The organism is Micromonospora sp. WMMD1274, from assembly GCF_049179035.1.
Taxonomy (GTDB): Bacteria; Actinomycetota; Actinomycetes; order Mycobacteriales; family Micromonosporaceae; genus Micromonospora; species Micromonospora tulbaghiae.
In genome coordinates, this window is record NZ_JBMHMG010000001.1 from 4,372,874 (window position 1) to 4,395,201 (window position 22,328).

General features: G+C 73.3%; 21 protein-coding genes. 13 read left to right on the plus strand and 8 right to left on the minus strand.

Translation table 11 applies throughout. The annotated features are described in order from the left end of the window. Window positions 1–19 precede the first annotated feature (19 nt). The gene (locus ACN27D_RS20820) at window positions 20–709 is read right to left on the minus strand and encodes a TIGR03089 family protein (RefSeq protein ID WP_421499772.1); all 690 of its coding nucleotides are present in this window, start codon (window positions 707–709) and stop codon (window positions 20–22) included. Between the two features lie 150 nt (window positions 710–859). Between ACN27D_RS20820 and ACN27D_RS20825 the strand changes: the two genes are divergently transcribed. Then, the gene (locus ACN27D_RS20825) at window positions 860–2,005 is read left to right on the plus strand and encodes a glycosyltransferase family 4 protein (RefSeq protein ID WP_091418585.1); all 1,146 of its coding nucleotides are present in this window, start codon (window positions 860–862) and stop codon (window positions 2,003–2,005) included. A gap of 64 nt (window positions 2,006–2,069) precedes the next feature. Beyond that, complete coding sequence (locus ACN27D_RS20830) at window positions 2,070–3,161, plus strand: mannose-1-phosphate guanylyltransferase (protein WP_121683630.1); 1,092 nt, start codon at window positions 2,070–2,072, stop codon at window positions 3,159–3,161. Between the two features lie 55 nt (window positions 3,162–3,216). Here the strand turns inward: ACN27D_RS20830 and ACN27D_RS20835 are convergent, their stop codons facing one another. Next, complete coding sequence (locus ACN27D_RS20835) at window positions 3,217–3,786, minus strand: NUDIX hydrolase (protein ID WP_121683628.1); 570 nt, start codon at window positions 3,784–3,786, stop codon at window positions 3,217–3,219. A 39-nt stretch (window positions 3,787–3,825) separates the two neighbouring features. Here ACN27D_RS20835 and ACN27D_RS20840 point away from each other — a divergent pair, with 39 nt between their 5' ends. Further along, window positions 3,826–4,869: a hypothetical protein gene (locus ACN27D_RS20840; protein WP_358169557.1), complete on the plus strand. Its 1,044-nt coding sequence runs from the start codon at window positions 3,826–3,828 to the stop codon at window positions 4,867–4,869. 245 nt (window positions 4,870–5,114) lie between these two features. Beyond that, entirely contained in the window at window positions 5,115–6,104 is a 990-nt protein-coding gene (locus tag ACN27D_RS20845) for an ArsR/SmtB family transcription factor (protein WP_120571556.1), read from the plus strand. Window positions 6,105–6,120: 16 nt separating this feature from the next. On the opposite strand, the gene ACN27D_RS20850 is transcribed toward ACN27D_RS20845, so the two are convergent. Together ACN27D_RS20850 and cofD are read right to left on the minus strand one after the other, a co-directional pair. After that, the gene (locus tag ACN27D_RS20850) at window positions 6,121–7,206 is read right to left on the minus strand and encodes a coenzyme F420-0:L-glutamate ligase (protein ID WP_358169558.1); all 1,086 of its coding nucleotides are present in this window, start codon (window positions 7,204–7,206) and stop codon (window positions 6,121–6,123) included. Then, on the minus strand, window positions 7,203–8,150 hold the full coding sequence (gene cofD / locus ACN27D_RS20855; RefSeq protein WP_421499773.1) for a 2-phospho-L-lactate transferase: 948 nt from the start codon (window positions 8,148–8,150) through the stop codon (window positions 7,203–7,205). The genes ACN27D_RS20850 and cofD overlap by 4 nt, the downstream gene beginning before the upstream one ends. Window positions 8,151–8,249: 99 nt before the next feature. Here cofD and ACN27D_RS20860 point away from each other — a divergent pair, with 99 nt between their 5' ends. From ACN27D_RS20860 to ACN27D_RS20885, 6 genes are all read left to right on the plus strand, one after another. Continuing rightward, a complete protein-coding gene (locus ACN27D_RS20860; protein ID WP_120571554.1) occupies window positions 8,250–9,194 on the plus strand; it encodes a hypothetical protein in 945 nt (314 codons plus the stop codon). A 158-nt stretch (window positions 9,195–9,352) separates the two neighbouring features. Then, window positions 9,353–11,878 carry a bifunctional FO biosynthesis protein CofGH gene (locus ACN27D_RS20865; RefSeq protein WP_421499774.1) on the plus strand — a complete coding sequence of 842 codons (2,526 nt, stop codon included), beginning with the start codon at window positions 9,353–9,355 and terminating at the stop codon, window positions 11,876–11,878. Between the two features lie 150 nt (window positions 11,879–12,028). Continuing rightward, complete coding sequence (locus tag ACN27D_RS20870; RefSeq protein ID WP_358169560.1) at window positions 12,029–12,322, plus strand: hypothetical protein; 294 nt, start codon at window positions 12,029–12,031, stop codon at window positions 12,320–12,322. Window positions 12,323–12,394: 72 nt separating this feature from the next. Then, window positions 12,395–13,792, plus strand: coding sequence for a DUF4331 domain-containing protein (locus tag ACN27D_RS20875; protein ID WP_120571552.1), 1,398 nt, complete (start codon window positions 12,395–12,397; stop codon window positions 13,790–13,792). A 13-nt stretch (window positions 13,793–13,805) separates the two neighbouring features. Beyond that, window positions 13,806–14,144: a phospholipase gene (locus tag ACN27D_RS20880; RefSeq protein WP_358169561.1), complete on the plus strand. Its 339-nt coding sequence runs from the start codon at window positions 13,806–13,808 to the stop codon at window positions 14,142–14,144. 459 nt (window positions 14,145–14,603) lie between these two features. After that, the gene (locus tag ACN27D_RS20885) at window positions 14,604–14,864 is read left to right on the plus strand and encodes a WhiB family transcriptional regulator (RefSeq protein WP_013284161.1); all 261 of its coding nucleotides are present in this window, start codon (window positions 14,604–14,606) and stop codon (window positions 14,862–14,864) included. A 102-nt stretch (window positions 14,865–14,966) separates the two neighbouring features. Here the strand turns inward: ACN27D_RS20885 and ACN27D_RS20890 are convergent, their stop codons facing one another. Further along, window positions 14,967–15,416 (minus strand): metallopeptidase family protein, encoded by a 450-nt coding sequence (locus tag ACN27D_RS20890; protein ID WP_018787548.1) that lies wholly within the window; start codon window positions 15,414–15,416, stop codon window positions 14,967–14,969. A 153-nt stretch (window positions 15,417–15,569) separates the two neighbouring features. Between ACN27D_RS20890 and ACN27D_RS20895 the strand changes: the two genes are divergently transcribed. Beyond that, window positions 15,570–15,938 carry a DUF3499 domain-containing protein gene (locus ACN27D_RS20895; protein WP_120571551.1) on the plus strand — a complete coding sequence of 123 codons (369 nt, stop codon included), beginning with the start codon at window positions 15,570–15,572 and terminating at the stop codon, window positions 15,936–15,938. A 144-nt stretch (window positions 15,939–16,082) separates the two neighbouring features. On the opposite strand, the gene ACN27D_RS20900 is transcribed toward ACN27D_RS20895, so the two are convergent. The 3 genes from ACN27D_RS20900 to ACN27D_RS20910 form a co-directional block, all read right to left on the minus strand. Further along, window positions 16,083–17,462 carry an NAD(P)/FAD-dependent oxidoreductase gene (locus tag ACN27D_RS20900; RefSeq protein WP_421501180.1) on the minus strand — a complete coding sequence of 460 codons (1,380 nt, stop codon included), beginning with the start codon at window positions 17,460–17,462 and terminating at the stop codon, window positions 16,083–16,085. A 5-nt stretch (window positions 17,463–17,467) separates the two neighbouring features. After that, window positions 17,468–18,814 carry an aspartate aminotransferase family protein gene (locus ACN27D_RS20905; RefSeq protein WP_135243415.1) on the minus strand — a complete coding sequence of 449 codons (1,347 nt, stop codon included), beginning with the start codon at window positions 18,812–18,814 and terminating at the stop codon, window positions 17,468–17,470. 148 nt (window positions 18,815–18,962) lie between these two features. After that, complete coding sequence (locus ACN27D_RS20910; protein ID WP_018787551.1) at window positions 18,963–19,475, minus strand: Lrp/AsnC family transcriptional regulator; 513 nt, start codon at window positions 19,473–19,475, stop codon at window positions 18,963–18,965. Window positions 19,476–19,680: 205 nt separating this feature from the next. Here ACN27D_RS20910 and ACN27D_RS20915 point away from each other — a divergent pair, with 205 nt between their 5' ends. After that, window positions 19,681–20,865 (plus strand): extracellular solute-binding protein, encoded by a 1,185-nt coding sequence (locus tag ACN27D_RS20915; RefSeq protein ID WP_421499775.1) that lies wholly within the window; start codon window positions 19,681–19,683, stop codon window positions 20,863–20,865. Next, window positions 20,862–22,019: an ABC transporter ATP-binding protein gene (locus ACN27D_RS20920; RefSeq protein WP_421499776.1), complete on the plus strand. Its 1,158-nt coding sequence runs from the start codon at window positions 20,862–20,864 to the stop codon at window positions 22,017–22,019. Before ACN27D_RS20915 ends, ACN27D_RS20920 begins: the two co-directional genes overlap by 4 nt. Window positions 22,020–22,328 lie beyond the last annotated feature (309 nt).

Below are 22,328 nucleotides of genomic sequence, written 5' to 3' on the forward strand. Positions count from 1 at the left end.
GGACGGGGAGGGCGGCGGCTCAGGCCAGGGTGTGCGTGGTCTTCTCGGTTTCGGCGCGGGAGGCGAGGCGGGTCGGGTCGGGGTGGGCGCACGCGACCACGCTGGCGCCTGCCGTGAGCGGGGTGAGCAGCCAGTCGACCGGGTCGGGGTGGGCGGTCACGTCCACCAGGAGGCGGTCGCCCTGGGTCAGGCCCAGCTCGGTGGCGCGGGCCGCCGCCCGGGCCAGCAGCGCCGCGTCCCCGTCCCCGGCGGCCGGGTCCGGCGTGAAGTGGTCGCCGTGCCCGCGTACCGCCGTGACGAAGTCGGTGCAGCCCGCCGGCACCTGCCGCATCGGCAGCGCGAACGGGTCGAGCGCCAGCGCGTACCGCTCGCCGGCCGGCCACCCGGCCGCCTCGCCGACCCGGTCGACGGCCACGAACAGCGCCTCCACCGGCCCCGGCGTGCCGGCCACCGTCAGCTTCGCCGACCAGCAGCCGAGCAGCACGGCGGCGGTCTGCCAGTGCGGCGGCAGCAGCACCCCGGCCGCGTCGCCGGGCGCGGCGCCCACCTCGTCGGTGAGCAGGTTGGCGGTCTTCGCCACCCAGTTCGCGAGCGTCGCCCCGGACAGTTCGGTGCGCTCGCCGGTGGCGTCGTCGTACCAGGTCAGCAGCGGTCGGGTGGGGTCGGGCGCGAGCGCGTCGGCGAACACCCGGGCAATGTTGTCGGCCATCGGCGCGAACGATACGCGCCCCGCGTGCGTACTCGATGACAACGACAAGTCGGCGTACCGTCGGGTCGCGGTCAGCGCCTTGCGTCCGGCCCGGCGTAGGCTTGCCGAGAGTGTTCTTCCCCACAACTGCGCCACCTGAGGAGTCGCCCCGTGACCGCCGGTCGCCCGCCCCGCGTTCTCATCGACGCCACGAGTGTCCCCGCCGACCGTGGCGGCGTCGGTAGATACGTCGACGGACTGCTCGGCGCGCTGGGCCGGGTCTGCGGCACCGGCGTCGACCTGGCCGTGGTGAGTCTCCGCACCGACCTGGAGCGCTACACCCGGATGCTGCCCGGCGCCGAGGTGATCCCCGCCCCGGCGGCGGTGGCGCACCGGCCGGCGCGGCTGGCCTGGGAGCAGACCGGCCTGCCGCTGCTGGCCCAGCAGGTCGGCGCCGAGGTGCTGCACTCGCCGTTCTACACCTGCCCGCTGCGGGCGGGTTGTCCGGTGACTGTCACCGTGCACGACGCGACGTTCTTCACCGAGCCGGAGCACTACGACAAGTCGCGCCGGACGTTCTTCCGCAGCGCGATCAAGACGTCGCTGCGCCGGGCCGGCCGGGTGATCGTGCCGAGCAAGGCCACCCGCGACGAGCTGATCCGGCTGCTGGACGCCGACCCGACCCGGATCGACGTCGCCTACCACGGCGTCGACCAGGACGCGTTCCACGCGCCGGGCGACGAGGAGAAGGCACGTGTCCGGGCCCGGCTGGGTCTCGGCGACAGCAGCTACATCGCGTTCCTCGGGGCCAAGGAGCCGCGCAAGAACGTACCCAACCTGATCCGCGGCTGGGCCCGGGCGGTGGCCGACCGGCCGAACCCGCCCGCGCTGGTGGTGGCCGGCGGTCAGGGCCACGACGACGACATCGACCGCGCGGTGGCCGAGGTCCCGTCGCACCTGCGGCTGCTGCGCCCGGGTTACCTGCGCTACGCCGACCTGCCCGGCTTCCTCGGCGGCGCGCTGGTGGCGGCATACCCGTCCTACGGCGAGGGCTTCGGCCTGCCGATCCTGGAGGCGATGGCGTGCGCCGCCCCGGTGCTCACCACGCCGCGCCTGTCCCTGCCCGAGGTGGGCGGCGACGCGGTGGCCTACACCAGCGAGGACCCGGACCAGATCGCCACCGACCTCGGCGCCCTGCTGGACGACGAGCAGCGGCGGCTGTCCCTGGCCAAGGCCGGTTTCGACCGGGCCAAGGAGTTCACCTGGGAGTCCAGCGCGGAGGTCCACATCGCGGCGTGGCGACGGGCCCGGTCCTGAGCGCCGGTCGCCGGTCCCGGGCGACCGACCGTGACGGCTCGCCCGCTTCGGGCATGATGTGCTGATGTTCTACGCCGTCATCCCGGCGGGCGGCAGCGGCACGAGGTTGTGGCCGTTGTCCCGTGCCGGCCATCCCAAGTTCCTCCACCCGCTGACCGGCACCCCCGCCTCGCTGTTGCAGGCCACTGTCGACCGGTTGTCGCCGTTGACCACCCCGGAGCGCACGCTCGTGGTCACCGGGGCCGCGCACGCCGCGGCGGTGGCTCGGCAACTGGCCGGCCTGCCGGAGGAGAACATCCTGGTCGAGCCGTCGCCGCGGGACTCCTGCGCGGCGATCGCGCTGGCCGCGGCGGTGATCGCCACCCGGACCCCGGACGCGGTGATGGGCTCGTTCGCCGCCGACCACCTGATCGGCGACCCGGCCCGGCTGGCCGAGGTGGTTCGCCAGGCCATCCGGGGCGCGGAGCAGGGGCTGCTGATGACTGTGGGCATCACCCCGACGCGTCCGGAGACCGGCTACGGCTACCTGGAGACCGGCGACCCGGTGGGTGACGGCCCGCTGCGCCCGGTACGCGAGTTCAAGGAGAAGCCGGCCGCCGAAGTGGCCGAGGTGTACGTCCGCTCCGGCCGGCACCTCTGGAACGCCAGCATGTTCGTCTGGCGGGTGGACGTCTTCCTGTCCGAGCTGGCCCGCCAGCAGCCGGAGCTGCACGCCGGGATCACCGCCATCGCGGCGGCCTGGGGCACCCCGGAGCAGGACGACGTGCTCGGCCGGATCTGGCCGACGCTGCCGCGGATCTCGGTCGACTACGCGGTGATGGAGGGCGCGGCGACGGCCGGCCGGGTGGCCACGGTGCCCGGCGACTTCGGCTGGAACGACGTGGGCGACTTCCACACGCTCGGCGAGGTGCTGCCCGCCGACGGCGCGGGCAACGTGGTGCTGGGCGGGGACGCGAAGCCGGGCGTGCTGCTGCACGACACCACCGGCACCGTGGTGGTGCCGCACTCCGGGCGGCTGGTGGCGACCGTCGGGGTGCACGACCTGATCGTCGTGGACACCCCGGACGCGTTGCTGGTCTGCCCCCGCGACCGTGCGCAGGACGTGAAGAAGATCGTGGACGAGCTGAAGGAACGCGGCGAGGAGGGCCTGGTCTGATCCGCCGGGCCGCCGGAGTGGCGACGCGTCCGGCGGCGCGGCGTGGTACCGCCGCTCAGCCGCCGGCGTGGCGGGCCAGCACCGCGAGCGCCGGCGGCACGAGCTGGGCGGTGGCGTGGGCGAGCGGCTCGGGCAGCCGGTCCGGCGGGAACCAGCCGAGCGCCTCGGACTCCGCGCTGACCCGCTCGACCGCCCCGGCCGGGGCCAGGACGGCGTACCGGACGTCGTAGTGGAACGACCCGCCCTGGCAGGCGACCTGGTGGATGTCCACGTCGATCGGGTCCGGCTCGACGGTCAGGCCGGTGATGCCGGACTCCTCGGTGGCCTCGCGCAGCGCGGCGGCCACGAGGGTCCGGTCGCCGGGCTCGCAGTGCCCGCCGAGCTGCACCCACCTGCGGATCTTGCCGTGCAGGCAGAGCAGCACCCGGCCGTCCGGGTCGAGCACCAGCGCGCTCGCCGTGACGTGCCCGGCCCGGTGCGTCCGGCTCATCGCCACCGGTCCGTCGGCCAGCAGCGCCAGCGTCCGGTCCCGGGCGGCGTCGGCGGCGGGGCTGGTCGCCGTCCAGCGGCTCAGCGTCGCGACGGCATCGGCGTGCAACTCGGTGTACGGGATGAGATCGGGCACCCGGACACTCTACGAGCGCCGCCTCCGTACCCTGGCGCGGTGACCCTGCGACTCGTCGAGTTCCTGGTGGCCGGTAACGAGGCGAGCGACCTCCTGCCGGTGCGGTCGGCCGCGCTGCTGCGGGCGTACGGCGCGCGCCGCGGCTTCTGGACGGTGCTGGACGAGGGGCCGGTCGAGCAGTGCCTGGCGCTGCTGCTGGAACGTGACGACGGCCACTGGGAGGCGCACCACGTGGCCGCCGACGCCGGCCGGGAGAACGGCCGGACCGAGGACGGCGAGGCGCTGGCCCACCACGACGGCTGGGTGTACGTCTTCGGCTCGCACTTCGGGTCCAAGGGCGGCCCGTTGCGGCCCCGGCGCGCGTTCGTGGCCCGGTTCCGGGAGGACGACGCGGTGGCCGGGCCGCTGCCGGTACGCGTGGTGCGCAACCGCTTCCGGCTGCACCGGGCGGTGAACGACGCGCTCGCCGCCGCTCCGTTGACGCTGCTGCCGCCCGGTGACCGGGTCCGGCAGCGCTTCATCGTGGAGACGCTGGCCCGGGGCACCGCCCGCGCGAAGAGCTGGGTGACCCGGCTGGCCGCGGACGACCTGCCGATCAACGTCGAGGCGGCGGCGTTCACCCCGGCCGGTACGGCGCTGCTGGGCCTGCGTTTCCCGGTGACCGCCGAGGGGGAGCCGGTCTACGTGGAGCTGGCCGGTGTACCGGAGATGTTCGACGATCCGGAGCGGCCGGGTGACCTGCGCGCGCTCGGGGCGTACGCGCTGACCGGGGTGACGCCGCCCGGTGCGCTGGCCGGCTTCCGCGCGATCACCCCGACGGGCGACGGCGGCTACGCGGCGGTGACCGGGTCGATCGACGCGCTGGGCAAGGGCTCGGTGCTGCTGGACGACCACCCGCACGGCGGCGCGGTGACCTCCCGGCACGTGCGGTTCCGGCACGACGCGGGCGGGGGTGCGCTGGTGGCCGGGGAGGTGGTGGCGGAGCTGGCGCCGTTCCATCACGTGGAGGGGCTGGCCGAGCTGGCGGGGCGCTGCTACTACGTCACCGACGAGGACCATCGGGTGGCGCTCTGGATCGGATGAGCGAGGGCCGGGCGGCACCCCTGCGACTGCTGTCGCAGACCCTCGTGGTGCCACCCGGCCACGCCCGTCAGCCGGCGTCCGGGTCGACGTTGCACCCCGGCGTCGGCGGGCAACAGAGAGTTTGCCGAACCGGCCCGTCCAGCGTCGAGGTTTTTCACCTGACGCTTAAAGATGGAGATTAGTACCGGCGGGTACAGTGCGAGGTGTGGCGGGCACCCCCGCCGTCCGCACGGGAGCAGCAACCCATGTTGAAGATCATTTTCTCGGGCGAGGACGTCCTGCGGACCCGGGTCGCACCGGCCGCGGACCCGCTCTGGGAGCTGGTCCTCAGCCTGCACCTGCTCCAGGGGCGCAGCCGGGACCCGATGATGACCACGTGGCGGCGCACCGTGGCGCACGGCCTGCGGACCGACACCGACGCCGAGCAGTACCGACTGCTGCTCGCGCTCAACCCGCCGCGCGGCTACTTCCCGGACTTCCTCACCCCGTCCGCCAGTCGCGAGGGCATCGAGGCCGGGCTGGACGCGGTCCGGGGCACCCCTGTGGACATGCTGCGCCGCGACCTGACGCGGCTGGCCGGGGAAACAGCGCTGCCGTCGTCGGCCGGCGCGCTCGCACGCGGTGAGCCCGCGACGCTGCACCACCTCACCGACGCCATGGCCCGCTACCAGTCGCTGGCGGTCACGCCCTACTGGGCCCGGGTGCAGGCGGCGGTCGAGGCGGACCGGGCCCGGCGTGCGCGCGCCATGCTCGACGGTGGCGCCGAAGGGCTGCTGGCCAGCCTGCGGCCGAACATGCGCTGGGTCTCGGGCGTGCTGGAGGTGCTCGACTACCCGGACACCCGCGAACTGCACCTGGACGGCCGAGGGCTGCTGCTCGTGCCGTCGTTCTTCTGCTCGCGTACGCCGGTGGCGCTCGTCGACCCGACGCTGCCCCCGGTGCTGGTCTACCCGGTCGACCGGCTGGCCGGCCTGACGCCGGCGTCCGGCCCTGCCGCGTCACCGCAGGGCGAGGCGCTCGCCGCCCTGCTCGGCCGTACCCGCTCCCGGGTGCTCCAGGCCGCCGACGAGGGCTGCACCACCGGCGAGATGGCCCGCCGGCTGCGCATCTCCGCCGCCGCGGCCAGCCAGCACACCACGGTGCTGCGCAACGCGGGACTGCTGGTCAGCCAGCGTGACCGCAACACCGTCCTGCACACGCTGACCCCGCTGGGCCGGGCCGTCCTCGACGCCTGAGCGTCGCCCGCCGGAGTCAGAGCGCCAGCGTGGCGCTCGCGGTGCTGCCGGACGGGGGTGGGAGCAACGTCGAGTCGATCCCCTCCGCGGCCAGCGCGGCGCGCAGGCGTTGCAGGTCCGCGCCGAACCGGACCAGGTCCGCCGGGTCGACCGGGGCGGGCGCCGCGCCGAGCAGCAGGCCGGTGGCCGAGGCGGGCCAGCCGGGCACCGTGGCGGCGAGTCCGGCGCGTACCTCGTCGTCGGTGACGTGGGTGAAGACGGTTCCCGGCGCGACCACCTGGGCGACGGCGTCGATCGCCCGTCGCACCGCGGCCGGGTCGGCGGGCTCGGTGCCGGTCCGGTCCGCCAGCGTCGCCGCCGCCCGCAGACCGGCGGCGTGCGCCTCCGCCGTGCCGAGCGAGAACAGGTCCATCGAGGCGTCGCGCACCAGCGTGCGGGCGCCCTCGTCGTCGTCCCGGGTGGCGGCGAGGTAACCCCGCACCACGGCGACCGGCACCTGGTCGCACTTGCCCTTGATCAGCTCACCGGCGGCGGCGAGTTCGTCGACCACCGCCATCTGGGTGACGAACAGTTCGTTGCCGTACGGGTCGACCTCGCCCCGGTGGTCGCGGATCGCCGGCATGCCGGCCACCCCGAGCGCCACGTCGGTGAGCCCGTTGCGCCACGGGCGGCCCATGGTGTCGCTGACGATCACGGCGACGTCGAGGCCGTACCGCTCGCGCAGATCGGCGCGCAGCGCCCGGGCGGACGCGTCCGGGTCGACCGGCAGCAGCACCAGCCGGGTCTTGTCCACGTTCGAGGCGTCGATGCCGGCGGAGGCCATCACGAACCCGTGGTGGGTCTGCACGATCCGGGTCGCGCCCCGGGTCGCCACCACCCGGGCGGTCTCCCCGGCCAGGATGCGGTCCCGCTCGGCGAGCCGTTCCGGGCCGTCGGCCGGCACGTCGACCAGCCGGCCCTCCGCCTTCGACACGATCTTGCTGGTGACCACGAGCACGTCGTGGTCGCGCAGCCAGGGCGCCGCACCGGTGATCAGCGCCGCCAGGTCGTCGCCCTCGGTCACGTCGCCGATGCCCGGCACCGGCAGGATCTCCAGCCTCACATCAACTCCAGCGCGGCGCGCACCATCGCGGCGGTCGCCGCCTCGTCGGTCATCCGCAGCGGCGCCGGGCGGACCGTCACGTCCGGCACCACGGTGCCCTCGTCCTCCGGCGCGACCAGCCAGCCGTCGAGCAGCCCGCCCGCCGTCCGGGCGCCGTAGAGGCCGCCCACGCCGGCCGCGCTGCACTCCACGCCGAGCACGGCGAGGCAGCGGTCGGCCATGCCGCGCACCGGCGCGCCGCCGATGATCGGCGACACCCCCACCACCGGGGCCGGGCCGCCGGTCACCGCGTCGCGCAGACCGGGCACGGCCAGCACCGGGGCGATGCTCACCACCGGGTTGCTCGGCGCGATCAGCACCACGTCCGCGGCCGCGATCGCCTCGACCACGCCGGGCGCGGGCTTCGCCGCGTCGGCGCCGACGAAGACGAACCGGTCGGTGGGTACGTCCGCCCGATGGCGCACCCACCACTCCTGGAAGTGGATCGCCCGCCGGCCCTGCTCGTCGGTGACGACGGCATGGGTCTCCAGGCGGTCGTCGGTGGCGGGCAGCAGCCGTACGCCCGGCTGCCAGCGGGCCGCCAGCGCCTCGGTGACCTGGGACAGCGGGTAGCCGGCGTTGATCATCTGGGTGCGCACCAGGTGGGTGGCGACGTCCTTGTCGCCCAGGCCGAACCAGCTCGGCTCCGCGCCGTACGCGGCCAGCTCGTTCTTCACCGTCCAGGTCTCGCCCGCCCGGCCCCAGCCGCGCTCCGGGTCGGCGCCGCCGCCGAGCGTGTAGAGCACGCTGTCCAGGTCGGGGCAGACCTTCAGCCCGTGCAGCAGCAGATCGTCGCCGACGTTGACCACGGCGGTCACCTCGGCGCCCACCTCGCGGGCGTACGCCCGCACGCCGAGCAGGAAACGGGCGCCCCCGATGCCGCCGGTCAGTACCACGATGCGCATGGCGTCCATCCTTCCGCACGCGCCGCCGTCGATCGTCCGGTGGCCGGAGAGACTACGCTCACTTCGGCAACTGTCCGCTTTCGTCCCCTGGGGGAGTCCGTGACCAGCCCCGCCGAGCCCGCGTCCGGCGACGCCACGCAGGCCAGCCAGTTGATCAAGCCGTTGCGCGAACTGGCCGCGCTCGTCCTTCTCGGCGCCAACGCCGTGCTTCTCTTCGTCGGCCTGGTGCGTCTGCTGCCGGTCGACGACTACAGCACGGCCAGCGGCCGGGCCGGGAGCACGTACTTCACCTTCATCGGCCTGGAGTCGACGGTCCTGCCGCTGCTCGCGGTCCTGATCGCCACCGTGATCCTCCCGGTCGTGCCGAAGGCCAAGCTGATCACGCAGGTGGCGTTGGTCGAGTACGCCGTGTCCGCCGTGTTCGGCGCGCTGACGTTCCTGATCTGGCTGGTCGGCCGGCTGGCCGACGGTGAGGTGCTGGACGCGTTCCTCGGCCTGCTGACCCGCGCCGCCTGGCTGGCGATCTTCGCGGTCGCCGCGTTCGTCGTGTTCAAGATCTGGCGCACGCTCTACTACGTGCCGAAGCCCAAGGCGCAGCCCGGCGTGTACGGCCAGGCCCAGCCCGGCTGGCCGCAGCAGCCGGGTCAGCCCGGTGGCTACCCCGGTCCGGGCGGCTACCCGCAGCAGCCCGGTCAGGGCTACCCGCAGGCCGGCTCGCCGCCCCCTGGCTGGCCGCAGCAGCCCGGCCCGTACGGCCAGCCGCAGTCGGCGCCGCCGTTCAACACGGCCCCGCCGCACGCCCCGCAGTCCGGCCCGCCGTTCGCCGACCCGCAGTCGGCGCCGCAGTCCGGCGTCCCGTTCGCCGGCCCGCAGCAGGCGCCGCAGTACGGCTCGCCGCAGCCCGCGCCGCCGTTCGGCCAGCCGCCGTCGGCCGACCCGACGCAGGCGATCCCGCGCCAGTCCGCCGAGCCGGGCGCGCCGTCGCCCGCCGACGACGAGCGCACCCAGCGGTTCGACCGCGAGGACCCGAACCAGCCCCGCTGAGACCCGCGCGGCGGGCGACGGAGAGCCGTCGCCCGCCGCCGTCTCGGCCCGCTGCCGTCGCGGCGGCCACTGTGCGGCGGCTCACCCGGGCCGTCCCGGTGCCCGGACCGCGACCGGGGGCGGGCATCCGGCGCCCCGGCAGCGCTTAGGCTGGGCGGATGGTTGATCGCAGCGACCCCGAACCGACCGAGGCGAGCATCCGGCGGGCGCTGGGGCGGGCCGCCACCGGCCGGGCGCTCGACGCCGGCGAGGCGGGCGCGCTGCTCGCCGCCCGCGGGCCGATGCTCGACGAGCTGCTCCGGATCGCCTCCGACATCCGCGACGCCGGGCTGCGTGACGCCGGGCGGCCGGGCGTGGTGACGTACTCGAAGAAGGTCTTCATCCCGCTGACCCGGCTCTGCCGGGACCGCTGCCACTACTGCACGTTCGCCACCGTGCCGCACCGGCTGCCCGCCGCCTACCTGGAACGCGACGAGGTGCTGGCGATCGCCCGCGAGGGTGCCGCGCAGGGATGCAAGGAGGCGCTGTTCACGCTCGGCGACCGGCCCGAGGAGCGGTGGCCGGCGGCCCGCCGGTGGCTGGACGAGCGGGGGTACGACTCGACGCTGGACTACCTGCGCGCCTGCGCCGTGGCGGTGCTGGAGGAGACCGGCCTGCTGCCGCACCTGAACCCGGGCGTGCTCACCTGGTCGGAGTTGCAGCGGCTCAAGCCGGTCGCGCCGAGCATGGGCATGATGCTGGAGACCACAGCCACCCGGCTCTGGTCGGAGCCGGGCGGCCCGCACTACGGCTCGCCGGACAAGGAACCCGCGGTACGCCTGCGGGTGCTCGACGACGCCGGCCGGGTCGGGGTGCCGTTCACCACGGGCATCCTGATCGGCATCGGCGAGAACCGGGCCGAGCGGGTCGACGCGATCTTCGCGATCCGCCGGGCGATGCGGGAGTACGGCCACCTCCAGGAGGTGATCGTGCAGAACTTCCGCGCGAAGCCGGACACCGCGATGCGCGGCATGCCCGACGCGGAGCTGCACGACCTGGCCGCCACGGTGGCGGTGGCCCGGGTGCTGCTCGGCCCGAAGGCCCGCATCCAGGCCCCGCCGAACCTCATCGCGGGCGAGTACGACCTGCTGCTGCGCGCCGGCATCGACGACTGGGGCGGCGTCTCCCCGGTCACGCCCGACCACGTCAACCCGGAGCGGCCCTGGCCGCACCTGGACGAGCTGGCCGCGCGTACCGCGAGTGCCGGGTTCACGCTGCGCGAGCGGCTGACCGTCTACCCGGAGTACGTCCGCGCGGGCGAGCCGTGGCTGGACCCGCGCCTGCTGCCGCACGTCACAGCGCTCGCCGACCCGGCCACCGGGCTCGCGGTCGAGGCGGCCCGCCCGGTGGGACGGCCCTGGCAGGAGCCGGAGTCGGGCTACGGCGGCCGCACTGACCTGCACGCCACCATCGACGTCACCGGCCGCACCGACGACCGGCGGGGCGACTTCGACAGCGTGTACGGCGACTGGGAGGAGGTGGCCGGCAAGGTGGCGCCGGAGGCGCGCGCGGGCGTACCCCTGGGTGCTGGCGCGGACGCCGACCTGCGCGCGGGCCTGCGGCTCGCCGCCGACGACCCGGCGGCGCTGCTGACGCCGGCGCACGAGGCGAAGGCGCTGGCGCTGTTCGGCGCGGACGGCCCGGCGCTGGACGAGCTGTGCCGGCTGGCCGACGACGCGCGCCGGGACGCGGTCGGCGACGACGTGACCTACGTGGTCAACCGCAACATCAATTTCACGAACGTCTGCTACGTGGGCTGCCGGTTCTGCGCGTTCGCCCAGCGGGAGAGCGACGCCGACGCGTTCCGGCTGTCGCTTTCGCAGGTGGCCGACCGGGCCGAGGAGGCGTGGACGGCCGGCGCGACCGAGGTCTGCCTCCAGGGCGGCATCGACCCCAAGATGCCGGTCACCGGTTACGCCGACATCGTCCGCGCGATCAAGGCGCGGGTGCCGGACATGCACGTGCACGCGTTCTCCCCGATGGAGATCGTCACCGCCGCGGCGAAGGCCGGCGTGCCGGTGCGGGAGTGGCTGCTCCGGCTGCGCGAGGCCGGGCTGGACACCATCCCGGGCACCGCCGCCGAGATCCTCGACGACGACGTGCGCTGGGTGCTCACCAAGGGCAAGCTGCCGGCCGCCGCCTGGGTCGACGTGGTGAGCACGGCCCACGAGCTGGGCATCCGGTCCAGCTCCACGATGATGTACGGCCACGTGGACCACCCGGGCCAGTGGCTCGCCCACTTCCGGGTGCTGGCCGGCGTGCAGGACCGTACCGGCGGGTTCACCGAGTTCGTGGCGCTGCCGTTCGTGCACACGAACGCGCCGATCTACCTGGCCGGCATCGCCCGCCCGGGCCCGACCTGGCGGGAGAACCGGGCGGTGCACGCGATGGCCCGGCTGCTGCTGCACGGCCGGATCGACAACATCCAGTGCTCCTGGGTGAAGCTCGGCGACGCGGGCACCGTGGAGATGCTGCGCGGCGGCTGCAACGACCTGGGCGGCACGCTGATGGAGGAGACGATCTCCCGGATGGCCGGCTCGGGCAACGGCTCCGCCCGTACCGAGGAGCAGTTGCGGGCGATCGCCACCGCCGCCGGGCGGCCGTTCCGCAAGCGGACGACCGCGTACGGTCACGCCCGCGCCTGAGGTCGAACCTTTCCCGACCGCACGCCGTACCTGTGGATGCCGGCGGCGGTTTCGGCGAGGACCGCCGCCGGTGACCCCGAACCGGGGCCCGGCGGCGTCCGGGCGCCCGGCCCGCTGCGGCGCTGCGGCGCCGGTCCGGAAAGGCTGCCGATGAGCACTGACGAGACCACCGAGGCGCCGAAACGGCGGACCTGGCCGCGGTTGACCCGCAGGCAGACGCTCACGGCCGCGGCGAGCGCGACACTGGGCGCCGCCGCCCTCACCGTGCCGGGCCTGTCCGCCGCGCAGAACGCCCCCACGGCGAGCCGGCGCGACGAGCCGATCGTGGTCCACCTCCGCGACGCCGCCACCGGCGTCATGGACGTCTTCGTCGGCACCACCCGGGTCGAGGTACGCGACCGCGGCCTGGCCGACCGCCTGGTGCGCGCCGCCGGCCGGCGCTGACCCGGCCCTCCGCCGGCGCGGGCTCCCGGCGCCGGTTCCGCTTTCCGTTCCCCCGACGAAGGTGCGTCCGCCATGTCCTCTCACCGCGAGGCCCCGGAGATCGCCAAGGATCCGGTCGCCGACAGTTCCGACCTGTACGCGTTCGTCACGCCGAGCCAGCCGGACACGGTCACGTTGATCGCCAACTACGTGCCGGTGCAGCTTCCCTCCGGCGGCCCGAACTTCTTCGAGTTCGGTGACGACGTCCGGTACGAGATTCACATCGACAACGACGGCGACGGTTATCCCGACGTCACCTATCGTTTCGAATTCACTACCGAGATCACGAACCAGAACAGTTTTCTCTACAACACCGGGCCGATCGAGTCGCTGGAGAGCAAGAACTGGAACCGGCGCCAGTTCTACCGGCTGACCCGGATCGCCGACGGCCGAGCCCGTGTGCTGGCGCACAAACTGCCCTGCCCGCCGTGCAACGTCGGGCCGCTGTCCACGCCGAACTACCAGAACCTGGTCCGGCAGGCGACGTTCAAGCTGTCCACCGGCGAGAAGGTCTTCGCGGGGCAACGGGCCGACGGCTTCTTCGTCGACCTGGGCGCGGTGTTCGACCTGGGTACGCTGCGGCCGTTCCAGCAGCTGCACGTCGCCGGCAAGAAGCTGTTCCGGACCGAGGGGGAGCCGGTGAACGCGCTGGACCGGCTCAACGTGCACAGCCTCGCCGTGCAGGTGCCGCTGAACCAGGTGCGCCGCAAGGCGGCCCGCTACGGCTACGCCGACCGCGCCTCGACGATCGGGGTCTGGACCAGCGCGTCCCGCCAGCAGGTGCGGGTGCTCGGCGACCGGGTCGCCGCCGACACCGCCGCCGGGCCCTTCACCCAGGTGTCGCGGCTCGGTAACCCGTTGTTCAACGAGGTCATCGTGCCGATGTCCAGGAAGGACGTCTGGAACACGCTGCCGCCGTCGGAGGACAAGCGGTTCGCCGGGTTCGTCGAGCGGCCCGAGCTGGCCGCCCTGCTGCCCGCGCTCTACCCGGGTGTGTTCCCCAATCTGGACGCGCTCAACAAGTCCAAGAAGCCGCGTGCCGACCTGGTGGCCATCCTGCTCACCGGCGTCCCGGCGGGACTGATCGACGGCTTCGCCAACACCACCGGCGACGTCCAGGCGGACATGCTGCGGCTGAACACCGCGATCCGGCCCAGCCCCAAGCCGGACCGGTTCGGCGTGCTCGGCGGCGACCTGGCCGGCTTCCCCAACGGCCGCCGCGTCGCCGACGACGTGGTGACGATCGCGCTGCGCGCCGTCGCCGGGCTGACCGTGCCGCTGGTCGACAAGACGTTCCGGCCGGACGCCGCCGCCGCGGCGGTGACGCCGGGCCTGAGCGCGGCCGACGTGACAGCGCCGTTCCTGGCGGACTTCCCGTTCCTCGGCACGCCGTACGACGGGTTCGGCAACCCGCAGGCGAAGAAGTCCTGACGGGAGGCGGCCGATGTCACACCATCACGATCTCGGCCCGTCGGAGGTCGGCAGCGTCGTGCTCGACCTGGGCGGCGACCGGGGCGCACTGATCATCCACACCGGGCGTGACCTGCACGGCCGGGAGATCGAGATCAGCCGCGTGGACCTCGACGGCCCGCGGACCCACTCCGCCGTACGCGAGCGGCACGTCCGGGACGGGGTGTTCCACAGTGCCGTCTACCCGGATCTGGAGGCCGGCGTTTATACCGTCTGGTGGGACGAGAGTACGTCCGCCGGCGCGATCTCGGTCACCGGCGGGTCGGTCGCCGAATTCGTCTGGCCCACCAGCTCACCAGTCCGCTTGGACTGAGCCGTCAGTCGCGCCGCAACCCGCGCCCCGTCCACATGATGGACGGGGCGCGGTCGGCGTTGGACGGCTCGACGGGCGGTACCGCGGGAAGCGGGTTACCCTTTGCCCCACCATTCTGATCTTGGTACGAGCGGCCGGCGGGGGCGTCCGGCCGGCCTGTCGGCGATGCGCCACGGCAGAAAACTTCCGGCAACTCGCCGGGGAGGGCGTTACTCGTCCGGGGTCTGAATCGATAGGGCAGGTTGCGAGGCTACGGGCGACCGCGGCGGTCGTCCCGGACGTGTCGGGAGGGCGACTCCATTATCAAGTTTGGCTTGACGGCGCACGCATTACACGCGTGTAATTTGAATGGGGTTGTTCGCACGGAACGCAACAAATGGTGACCGTACGGACAGGCACGCCTTTCGCGTGGGGGGTTGCAGCGGCGAATGACGCCGGTGCGCGACAAGGAGGCAATCGATGGACGGCCAGCTCGAGGTGGCCGACCTGCTCGGGAACGCGCCGGAGTGGCAGGAGCGAGCGCTCTGCTCGCAGACCGACCCGGAGGCGTTCTTTCCCGAGAAGGGCGGCTCGACCCGCGAGGCGAAGCGCATCTGCTCGCGGTGCGAAGTGAAGACGGAATGCCTGGAGTACGCGCTCGGCCACGACGAGCGGTTCGGAATCTGGGGTGGCCTCTCCGAGCGGGAGCGGCGCAAGCTCAAGCGGCGGGTCGCCGCCTGATCCACGTACGGGTCCACGGGCGGTGGGGGCCGCCCCGGACCCGGGTCGCCGTCCGGCCGGAGGGGTCCGGCCGGGTGGCGGCGTCCTGTCCGGCCGAACCGGTCAGGCCAGCTCGTCCGGGTCGACCCCGAGCAGATTCGCCACCTGCTCGATGATCACGTCGTGCACCAGGTCGGCGAGGTCCTCGCGGTCCATCGCGCGGAACTCCAGCGGCCGCCGGTAGAGCACGATCCGCGGCGGCACCTCCTGGCGGCCGGGCCGCCCCGGCAGCAGCCGGGCGAGCGGCACCTCGCCGTCCTCCAGCACGTCCGAGTCGTAGACGTTCAGATCCGGCGGGACGTCCTCGACCGCGAACTCCACACCGGCCAGCTCCTTGGCGAACCGGCGTTCGAGCGTCTCCACGGTGTCGAGCACCAGATCGTCGAAGACCTCGGCCTTCGTCCGCGCCAGCGGCACCGTGGCCGGCACCAGCCGCCCGCGCAGCCCGCGACCGTGCCGGTCACGGTGGGTGCGCCGGCCGGAGCCGGGGCGGCGGTTCTGGGGGCTCGTCATGACGCACAGGGTAGCCCGGGCCGGCGGTCCACCCGCCGTCGCGCGGCCGTCCGGCGTGCCGGTGCGCCGGTCGGAGGAATTGTGATCACCATGACGGGCGTGTCGTAACGCGAAGCGGTGCGCCGGACCCGGTAATGGGGATACCCTGCCGCCGTGAGGTCACCACGGCGCTGCTCCCGTAACGGCTGCCCCCGGCAAGCGGTCGCCACATTGACCTATGTCTACAACGAGTCGACGGCGGTGGTGGGCCCGCTCGCGGCGTTCGCCGAACCGCACACGTACGACCTGTGTGAGCCGCACGCCCGCAGCCTGACCGCCCCGCGCGGCTGGGACGTGGTGCGGCACGAGGGCGAGTTCGAGCCGCCGCCGCCCACCACCGACGACCTGGTGGCGCTGGCCGAGGCGGTACGCGAGGCCGCCCGCCCGGCCCCGCCGCGTCCCCCGGAGGACGAGCCCACCAAGCCCCAGACCCCCCAGCAGGGCCGCCGGGGCCACCTACGGGTAATCCCACCCCACCACTGACCCACGCGCCCGCCCCCCGGCCCGCGCCCCCGCCCCTCACCGCGTCGATCATGAACTTGACGGCGTTTTCGATCTCCCTGAGTGCCGTCAACTTCATGATCAACGGGGTGAGGTGGGGTGGGGTGGGGTGGAACGGGGAGTGGGTCAGTGGCCCAGGAAGTGGTTGAAGAGGTCTGCTCGGCGGGACGGGCGATGGGTTCGGTGCTCGGTGTGGTCGGCTGAGGACATGATCTTCAGGCCGGCGTTCATCGCCAGCCAGCGCAGCGGCTCCGGTTCCCAGTGGGGGGAGCGGTGCCCGACCCAGGGCAGCGCCGTGAGGTCGCTCTCCACGCCCCGGATCAGGTCGGCGAGCGTACGCCCGGCGAGGTTGCTGGTGCCGACGCCGTCGCCGACGTAGCCGCCCGCCCAGGCCAGCCCGGTACGCCGGTCCAGCCCCACCGACGCGGACCAGTCCCGGGCCACTCCCAGCGGCCCGCCCCAGGCGTGCGTCACCGGCACGTCCGGCCCGAGCACCGGGAACAGTTCCGCGAGCGCCCGGCGCAGCGCCGCGAACACCCGGGGCTCCCGGTCGAAGCCCGGCCGCACCCGGGAGGCGAAGTGGTAGGGCGCGCCCCGCCCGCCGAACGCGAGCCGGCCGTCGGCGGTGCGCTGGCCGTACACGATGACGTGCCGGTAGTCGGAGAACGTCTCCCGCTCCGCCAGCCCGATCCGGGCCCAGGTCTCCTCGGGCAGCGGCGGGGTGGCCACCATCAGCGAGTAGACCGGCGCCACCGCACGCCGTTGGCCGGGCAGCCCCGGCGTGTAGCCCTCGGTCGCGCGGACCACCACCGGCGCCCGGACCACGCCCGCCGCCGTCACCGCCGCGCCCGGTCGCAGCGCGGTCACCGCTGTGCGCTCGTGGATGCGTACGCCCCGGCGCTCCACCGCCCGGGCCAGGCCCCGGACCAGCTTCGCCGGGTGCACGGCGGCGCAGTGCGGGGTGTACGTGCCGCCGCGTACCCCCTCGGCGTTGCACCGCGCGGCGGCCTCGCCGGCGTCGAGCAGCGTCAGGTCGTCGTCGGTCAGCCCGTGCGCGTGGGCCTGCGCGACCTCGGCCCGGGCCCGGTGGAGCTGGGCCTCGCCGCGCGCGAGCGTCACGGTGCCGCCGGCCCGCCAGTCGCAGTCGATGCCCTCGGCGGCGGCGACCCGGCCCACCTCGCCGACCGTGTCGTGCATGGCCCGCTGCATGGCCAGTGCCCGGTCCCGGCCGTGCCGCCGGGCCAGCGCCGGCAGCGAGGTGGGGAACAGCGCCGAGCACCAGCCGCCGTTGCGCCCGGACGCGCCGTACCCGGCGATCTCCCGCTCCAGCACGACGACGCGCAACGTGGGGTCGGCCTCGGCCAGGTACCACGCCGTCCACAGCCCGGTGTACCCGGCGCCCACGATCGCCACGTCGGCGTCCGTGTCGCCGGGCAACCCGGGTCGCGGTGTCAGCGGTTCGTCCAGGCCGGACAGCCAGTACGACAGATGCCGGTAGTCGGTCATCGGCGTCAGAGCCGGGACCACGCCTCGGTCAGCACCCCGCGCAGGATCTGCTCGATCTCGTCGAAGTGCTGCTGGTCGGCGATCAGCGGCGGGGCGAGCTGCACCACCGGGTCGCCCCGGTCGTCGGCCCGGCAGTAGAGCCCGGCGTCGAACAGCGCGGTGGACAGGAAGCCGCGCAGCAGCCGCTCGGACTCGGCCTCGTCGAACGTCTCCCGGGTCGTCTTGTCCTTGACCAGCTCGATGCCGTAGAAGTAGCCGTCGCCGCGCACGTCGCCGACGATCGGCAGGTCGTGCAGCTTCTCCAGGGTGGACCGGAACGCGCCCTCGTTGGCCCGGACGTGCCCGATCAGGTCCTCCCGGGCGAACACCTCCAGGTTGGCCAGCGCGACCGCGCAGGAGACCGGGTGGCCGCCGAACGTCACGCCGTGCGCGAACATGCCGGTCTCGGTGAGGAACGGTTCCATCAGCCGCTCGCTGGCGATCATCGCGCCGAGCGGGGCGTAGCCGGAGGTGATGCCCTTGGCGGTGGTGATGATGTCCGGCTGGTAGCCGTAGCGCACGGCGCCGAAGTACTCGCCGAGCCGGCCCCAGGAGCAGATCACCTCGTCGCTGACCAGCAGCACGTCGTACGCGTCGCAGATCTCGCGTACCCGCTCGAAGTAGCCGGGCGGCGGCGGGAAGCAGCCGCCGGAGTTCTGCACCGGTTCCAGGAAGACGGCGGCGACCGTCTCCGGCCCCTCCCGCTCGATGGCCCGGCCGATCTCCTCGGCGGCCCAGCGGCCGAACGCCTCGGCGTCGTCGCCGTGCTCGGGGGCCCGGTAGAAGTTGGTGTTCGGCACCTTGATGCCGCCCGGCACCAGCGGCTCGAAGTCGGTCTTGATGCCGGGCAGGCCGGTGATCGACAGCGCGCCCATCGAGGTGCCGTGGTAGGCGATGTAGCGGCTGACCACCTTGTGCTTGGTGGGCTTGCCGGTGCGCTTGAAGTAGGCCCGCGCCAGCTTCCACGCCGCCTCGACGGCCTCGGAGCCGCCGGTGGTGAAGAAGACTCGGTTCAGGTCGCCGGGGGTGAGCGTGGCGATCTTCTCGGCCAGCTCGACGGCCTTCGGGTGGGCGTACGACCAGAGCGGGAAGTAGGCCAGCTCGCCGGCCTGCTTGGCGGCCGCCTCGGCCAGCTCGGCGCGGCCGTGGCCGGCGTTGACGACGAACAGCCCGGCCAGCCCGTCCAGGTAGCGGCGGCCCTGGGCGTCCCAGACGTACGCGCCCTCGCCCCGGACGATTGTCGGAACCTCGCCGGCGGGGTAGCTCGCCATGCGGGTGAAGTGCATCCACAGGTGGTCGGTGGCGTTGGCCATGTCAGCCCCATCGGGTCTCGGGCCGGTCAGGGGTGACACCGGCCGCTCTGCCCACGGTTATCCCACAGGCGATGCCGATAAGGCAAGCGAACAAGCTTCAACGCGACGGATTCAGCGCTGTATCACTGCGCTGTCAACGGAATCCGCATCAGGCGGTGCCCCAGCTGTAGGTCTGCTTGCGCAGCTTCAGGTAGACGAACGCCTCGGTGGAGAGCACCCCGGGGACGCCGCGCAGCTTCTGGAGGATCTCCAGCAGGTGTGCGTCGTTGCGGCAGACCACCTCGGCCAGCAGGTCGAACGAGCCGGCGGTGATCACCACGTAGTCGATCTCCTCGAACTCGGCCAGCCGGTCCGCGACCGGCTCCAGGTCGCCGTCGGTACGCAGCCCGATCATGGCCTGGCGGGGGAAGCCGAGCTGGAGCGGATCGGTGACCGCGACGATCTGCATGACGCCCGCGTCCAGCAGCCGCTGCACCCGCTGGCGTACCGCTGCCTCGGAGAGGCCGACCGCCTTGCCGATGCTCGCGTACGGGCGGCGCCCGTCCTCCTGGAGCTGCTCGATGATCTGCTTGGCCACGTCGTCGAGCAGAGCGTGATTGGCGCCTTCACGCACGGTGACCCGGCGGTTGCCGTTCCCGATCTCCTGGTGCCGGTTGACCATCGACGCTCCTCGTGTCCGAATCTCCGTGTTGAGCGTAGTGCCCCGTGCAGTCTGGCGTATTTCGTGGCGACTGGCTATTCCGGCAACGGAATCCCTTGTGAGAGAGGTTTTCTCATGTCAGGATCAGTCGTCCATCGCCACTGACCCTCCCGCCGGCGCGCCGCCCCCGTCCCGCCGCCGACGATGCCCCCCAAGGAGTCGTCACATGCGTAGTCCCCTCCGGACCCTCACCCGGCGTGGTCTGCTCACCGGGACCGTCGGCTCGGCCGCGCTGCTCGCCACCGCGGGCACCCTGGCCGGCTGCGGGACCAAGGGCGCCCAGCAGACCGAAGCCGGCTGCAAGAGCGAGGATCTGTCCGCCACCGAGAAGAAGGTCGCCTTCTCGAACTGGCCGCAGTACATGGACACCGACGAGAAGGACGAGTCCAAGCGCCCCACGCTCGACGCGTTCGTCGCCGCCTCCGGCGTCCAGGTGACGTACACCGAGGACGTCAACGACAACAACGAGTTCTTCGGCAAGGTCCGCAACCAGCTCGCCGGGTGCCAGAGCACCGGCCGGGACATCATGGTGCTCACCGACTGGATGGCCGCCCGGATGATCCGCCTCGGCTGGGTGCAGAAGTTGGACAAGTCGAAGATGCCCAACGTCGAGGCGAACCTGCTGCCGTCGCTGCGCGGGCGCTCCTTCGACGCCGAGACCCAGCTCGCGGTCCCGTGGCAGTCCGGTCTGGCCGGGCTCGCTTACAACGCGAAGGTCACCAAGGAGATCCGCACCGTCGACGAGCTGCTCACCCGCCCCGATCTCAAGGGCAAGGTGACAGTGCTGTCGGAGATGCGCGACACCATCGGCCTGCTGCTCCAGTCGCTCGGCCACGACCCGGCCAAGTTCACCGCCGCCCAGTTCGACGACGCGCTGAACAAGCTCAAGAAGGCCGTGGACAGCAAGCAGATCCGGCGGTTCACCGGCAACGACTACGCGCCCGACCTGGCCAAGGGCGACATCGCCGCGTGCATCGGCTGGTCCGGCGACGTGGTCCAGCTCGGCTTCGAGGACGAGAAGATCAAGTTCGTGGTGCCCGAGTCCGGCGTGATGCTCTGGTCGGACAACATGCTCGTGCCGAACAAGGCCACCCACAAGGCCAACGCCGAGGCGTTGATGAACCACTACTACGACCCGGCGGTGGCCGCGAAGCTGGCCGCGTACGTCAACTACATCTGCCCGGTGCAGGGCGCGCAGGCCGAGATGGAGAAGATCGACCCGGATCTGGCCACCAACCCGCTGATCTTCCCGGACGACGCGATGCTGTCCAAGGCCAAGGTCTTCATGGCGCTCGACGAAGCGCAGGAGAAGGAGTACGAGACCAAGTTCCAGCAGGTGATCGGCGCGTGAAGGGGCAGCAGACCCCGGCCGGCGACCTGCGACTGGTCGACCTGACCAAGCGGTTCGGCGTCTTCACCGCCGTCGACGACCTCACCCTCACCGTCCCGCGGGGCTCGTTCTTCGCCCTGCTCGGCGCGTCCGGCTGCGGCAAGACCACCACGCTGCGGATGATCGCCGGGCTGGAGCAGCCCACCAGCGGGCAGGTGCTGCTCGGCGACCAGGACATCGCCGGGCTGCGGCCGTACAAGCGGCCGGTCAACACCGTCTTCCAGAGCTACGCCCTGTTCCCGCACCTGGACATCCACGAGAACGTGGCGTTCGGGCTGCGCCGCCGCGGCATCCGCAAGGTGGGCGACCAGGTCGAGCGGATGCTCGCGCTGGTGCAGCTCGAAGGGTACGGCCGGCGCCGCCCGGCCCAGCTCTCCGGCGGCCAGCAGCAGCGCGTCGCGCTGGCCCGGGCGCTCATCAACCACCCGCAGGTGCTCCTGCTCGACGAGCCGCTCGGCGCGCTCGACCTGAAGCTGCGCCGGCAGATGCAGATCGAGCTGAAGCGGATCCAGACCGAGGTGGGCATCACGTTCGTGCACGTCACCCACGACCAGGAGGAGGCCATGACGATGGCCGACACGGTCGCGGTGATGAACGCAGGCCGGATCGAGCAACTCGGCGCGCCCGCCGACATCTACGAGTACCCGGCCACCGCCTTCGTGGCGAACTTCCTCGGCCAGTCCAACCTGCTCGCCGCCGAAGCCGGCGGCCGCGCCGCCGACGACGTGCTGGTCACGGCGCACGGCGCGCGCTTCTCGGTGCCCGCCGGCCGGGCCCGGCTCACCGACGGGCCGGCCTTCCTCGGCGTACGTCCCGAGAAGCTGCACCTGGCCGTCGGCCCGGACCGGGTGCCGGCCGGGCACCAGCACGTCGGCGGCGTGGTCACCGACACCTCCTACGTCGGGGTGAGCACCCAGTACCTCGTGCGCACCGCGTGGGGCAGCGAGCTGTCCGCGTTCGCCGCGAACAGCGGGCTGGGCGGCCGGCTCGCCGTCGGTACGGCGGTGACCGCGCACTGGGATCCGCGGCACGCGTTCCTGCTGCCCCGGGCCGCCGGTGAGGACGACCAGACCACGCCGCTGCTCGACGAGCCGCCGGTGGGTGCGCCGGCATGAGCGAGCGCAGCGAGCGAAGCGGAGTGGCGGCATGAGCGAGCGCAGCGAGCGAATCGGCAGGCTCAGCGCGAGGGTGCCTCATGGCGGCGCGGAGCGAAGCGGAGTGGCGGCATGAGCGCGCGCAGCGAGCGAATCGGCAGGCTCAGCGCGAGGGTGCCTCATGGCGGCGCGGAGCGAAGCGGAGTGGCGGCATGAGCGCGCGCAGCGAGCGAATCGGCAGGCTCAGCGCGAGGGTGCCTCATGGCGGCGCGGAGCGAAGCGGAGTGGCGGCATGAGCGCGCGCAGCGAGCGAATCGGCAGGCTCAGCGC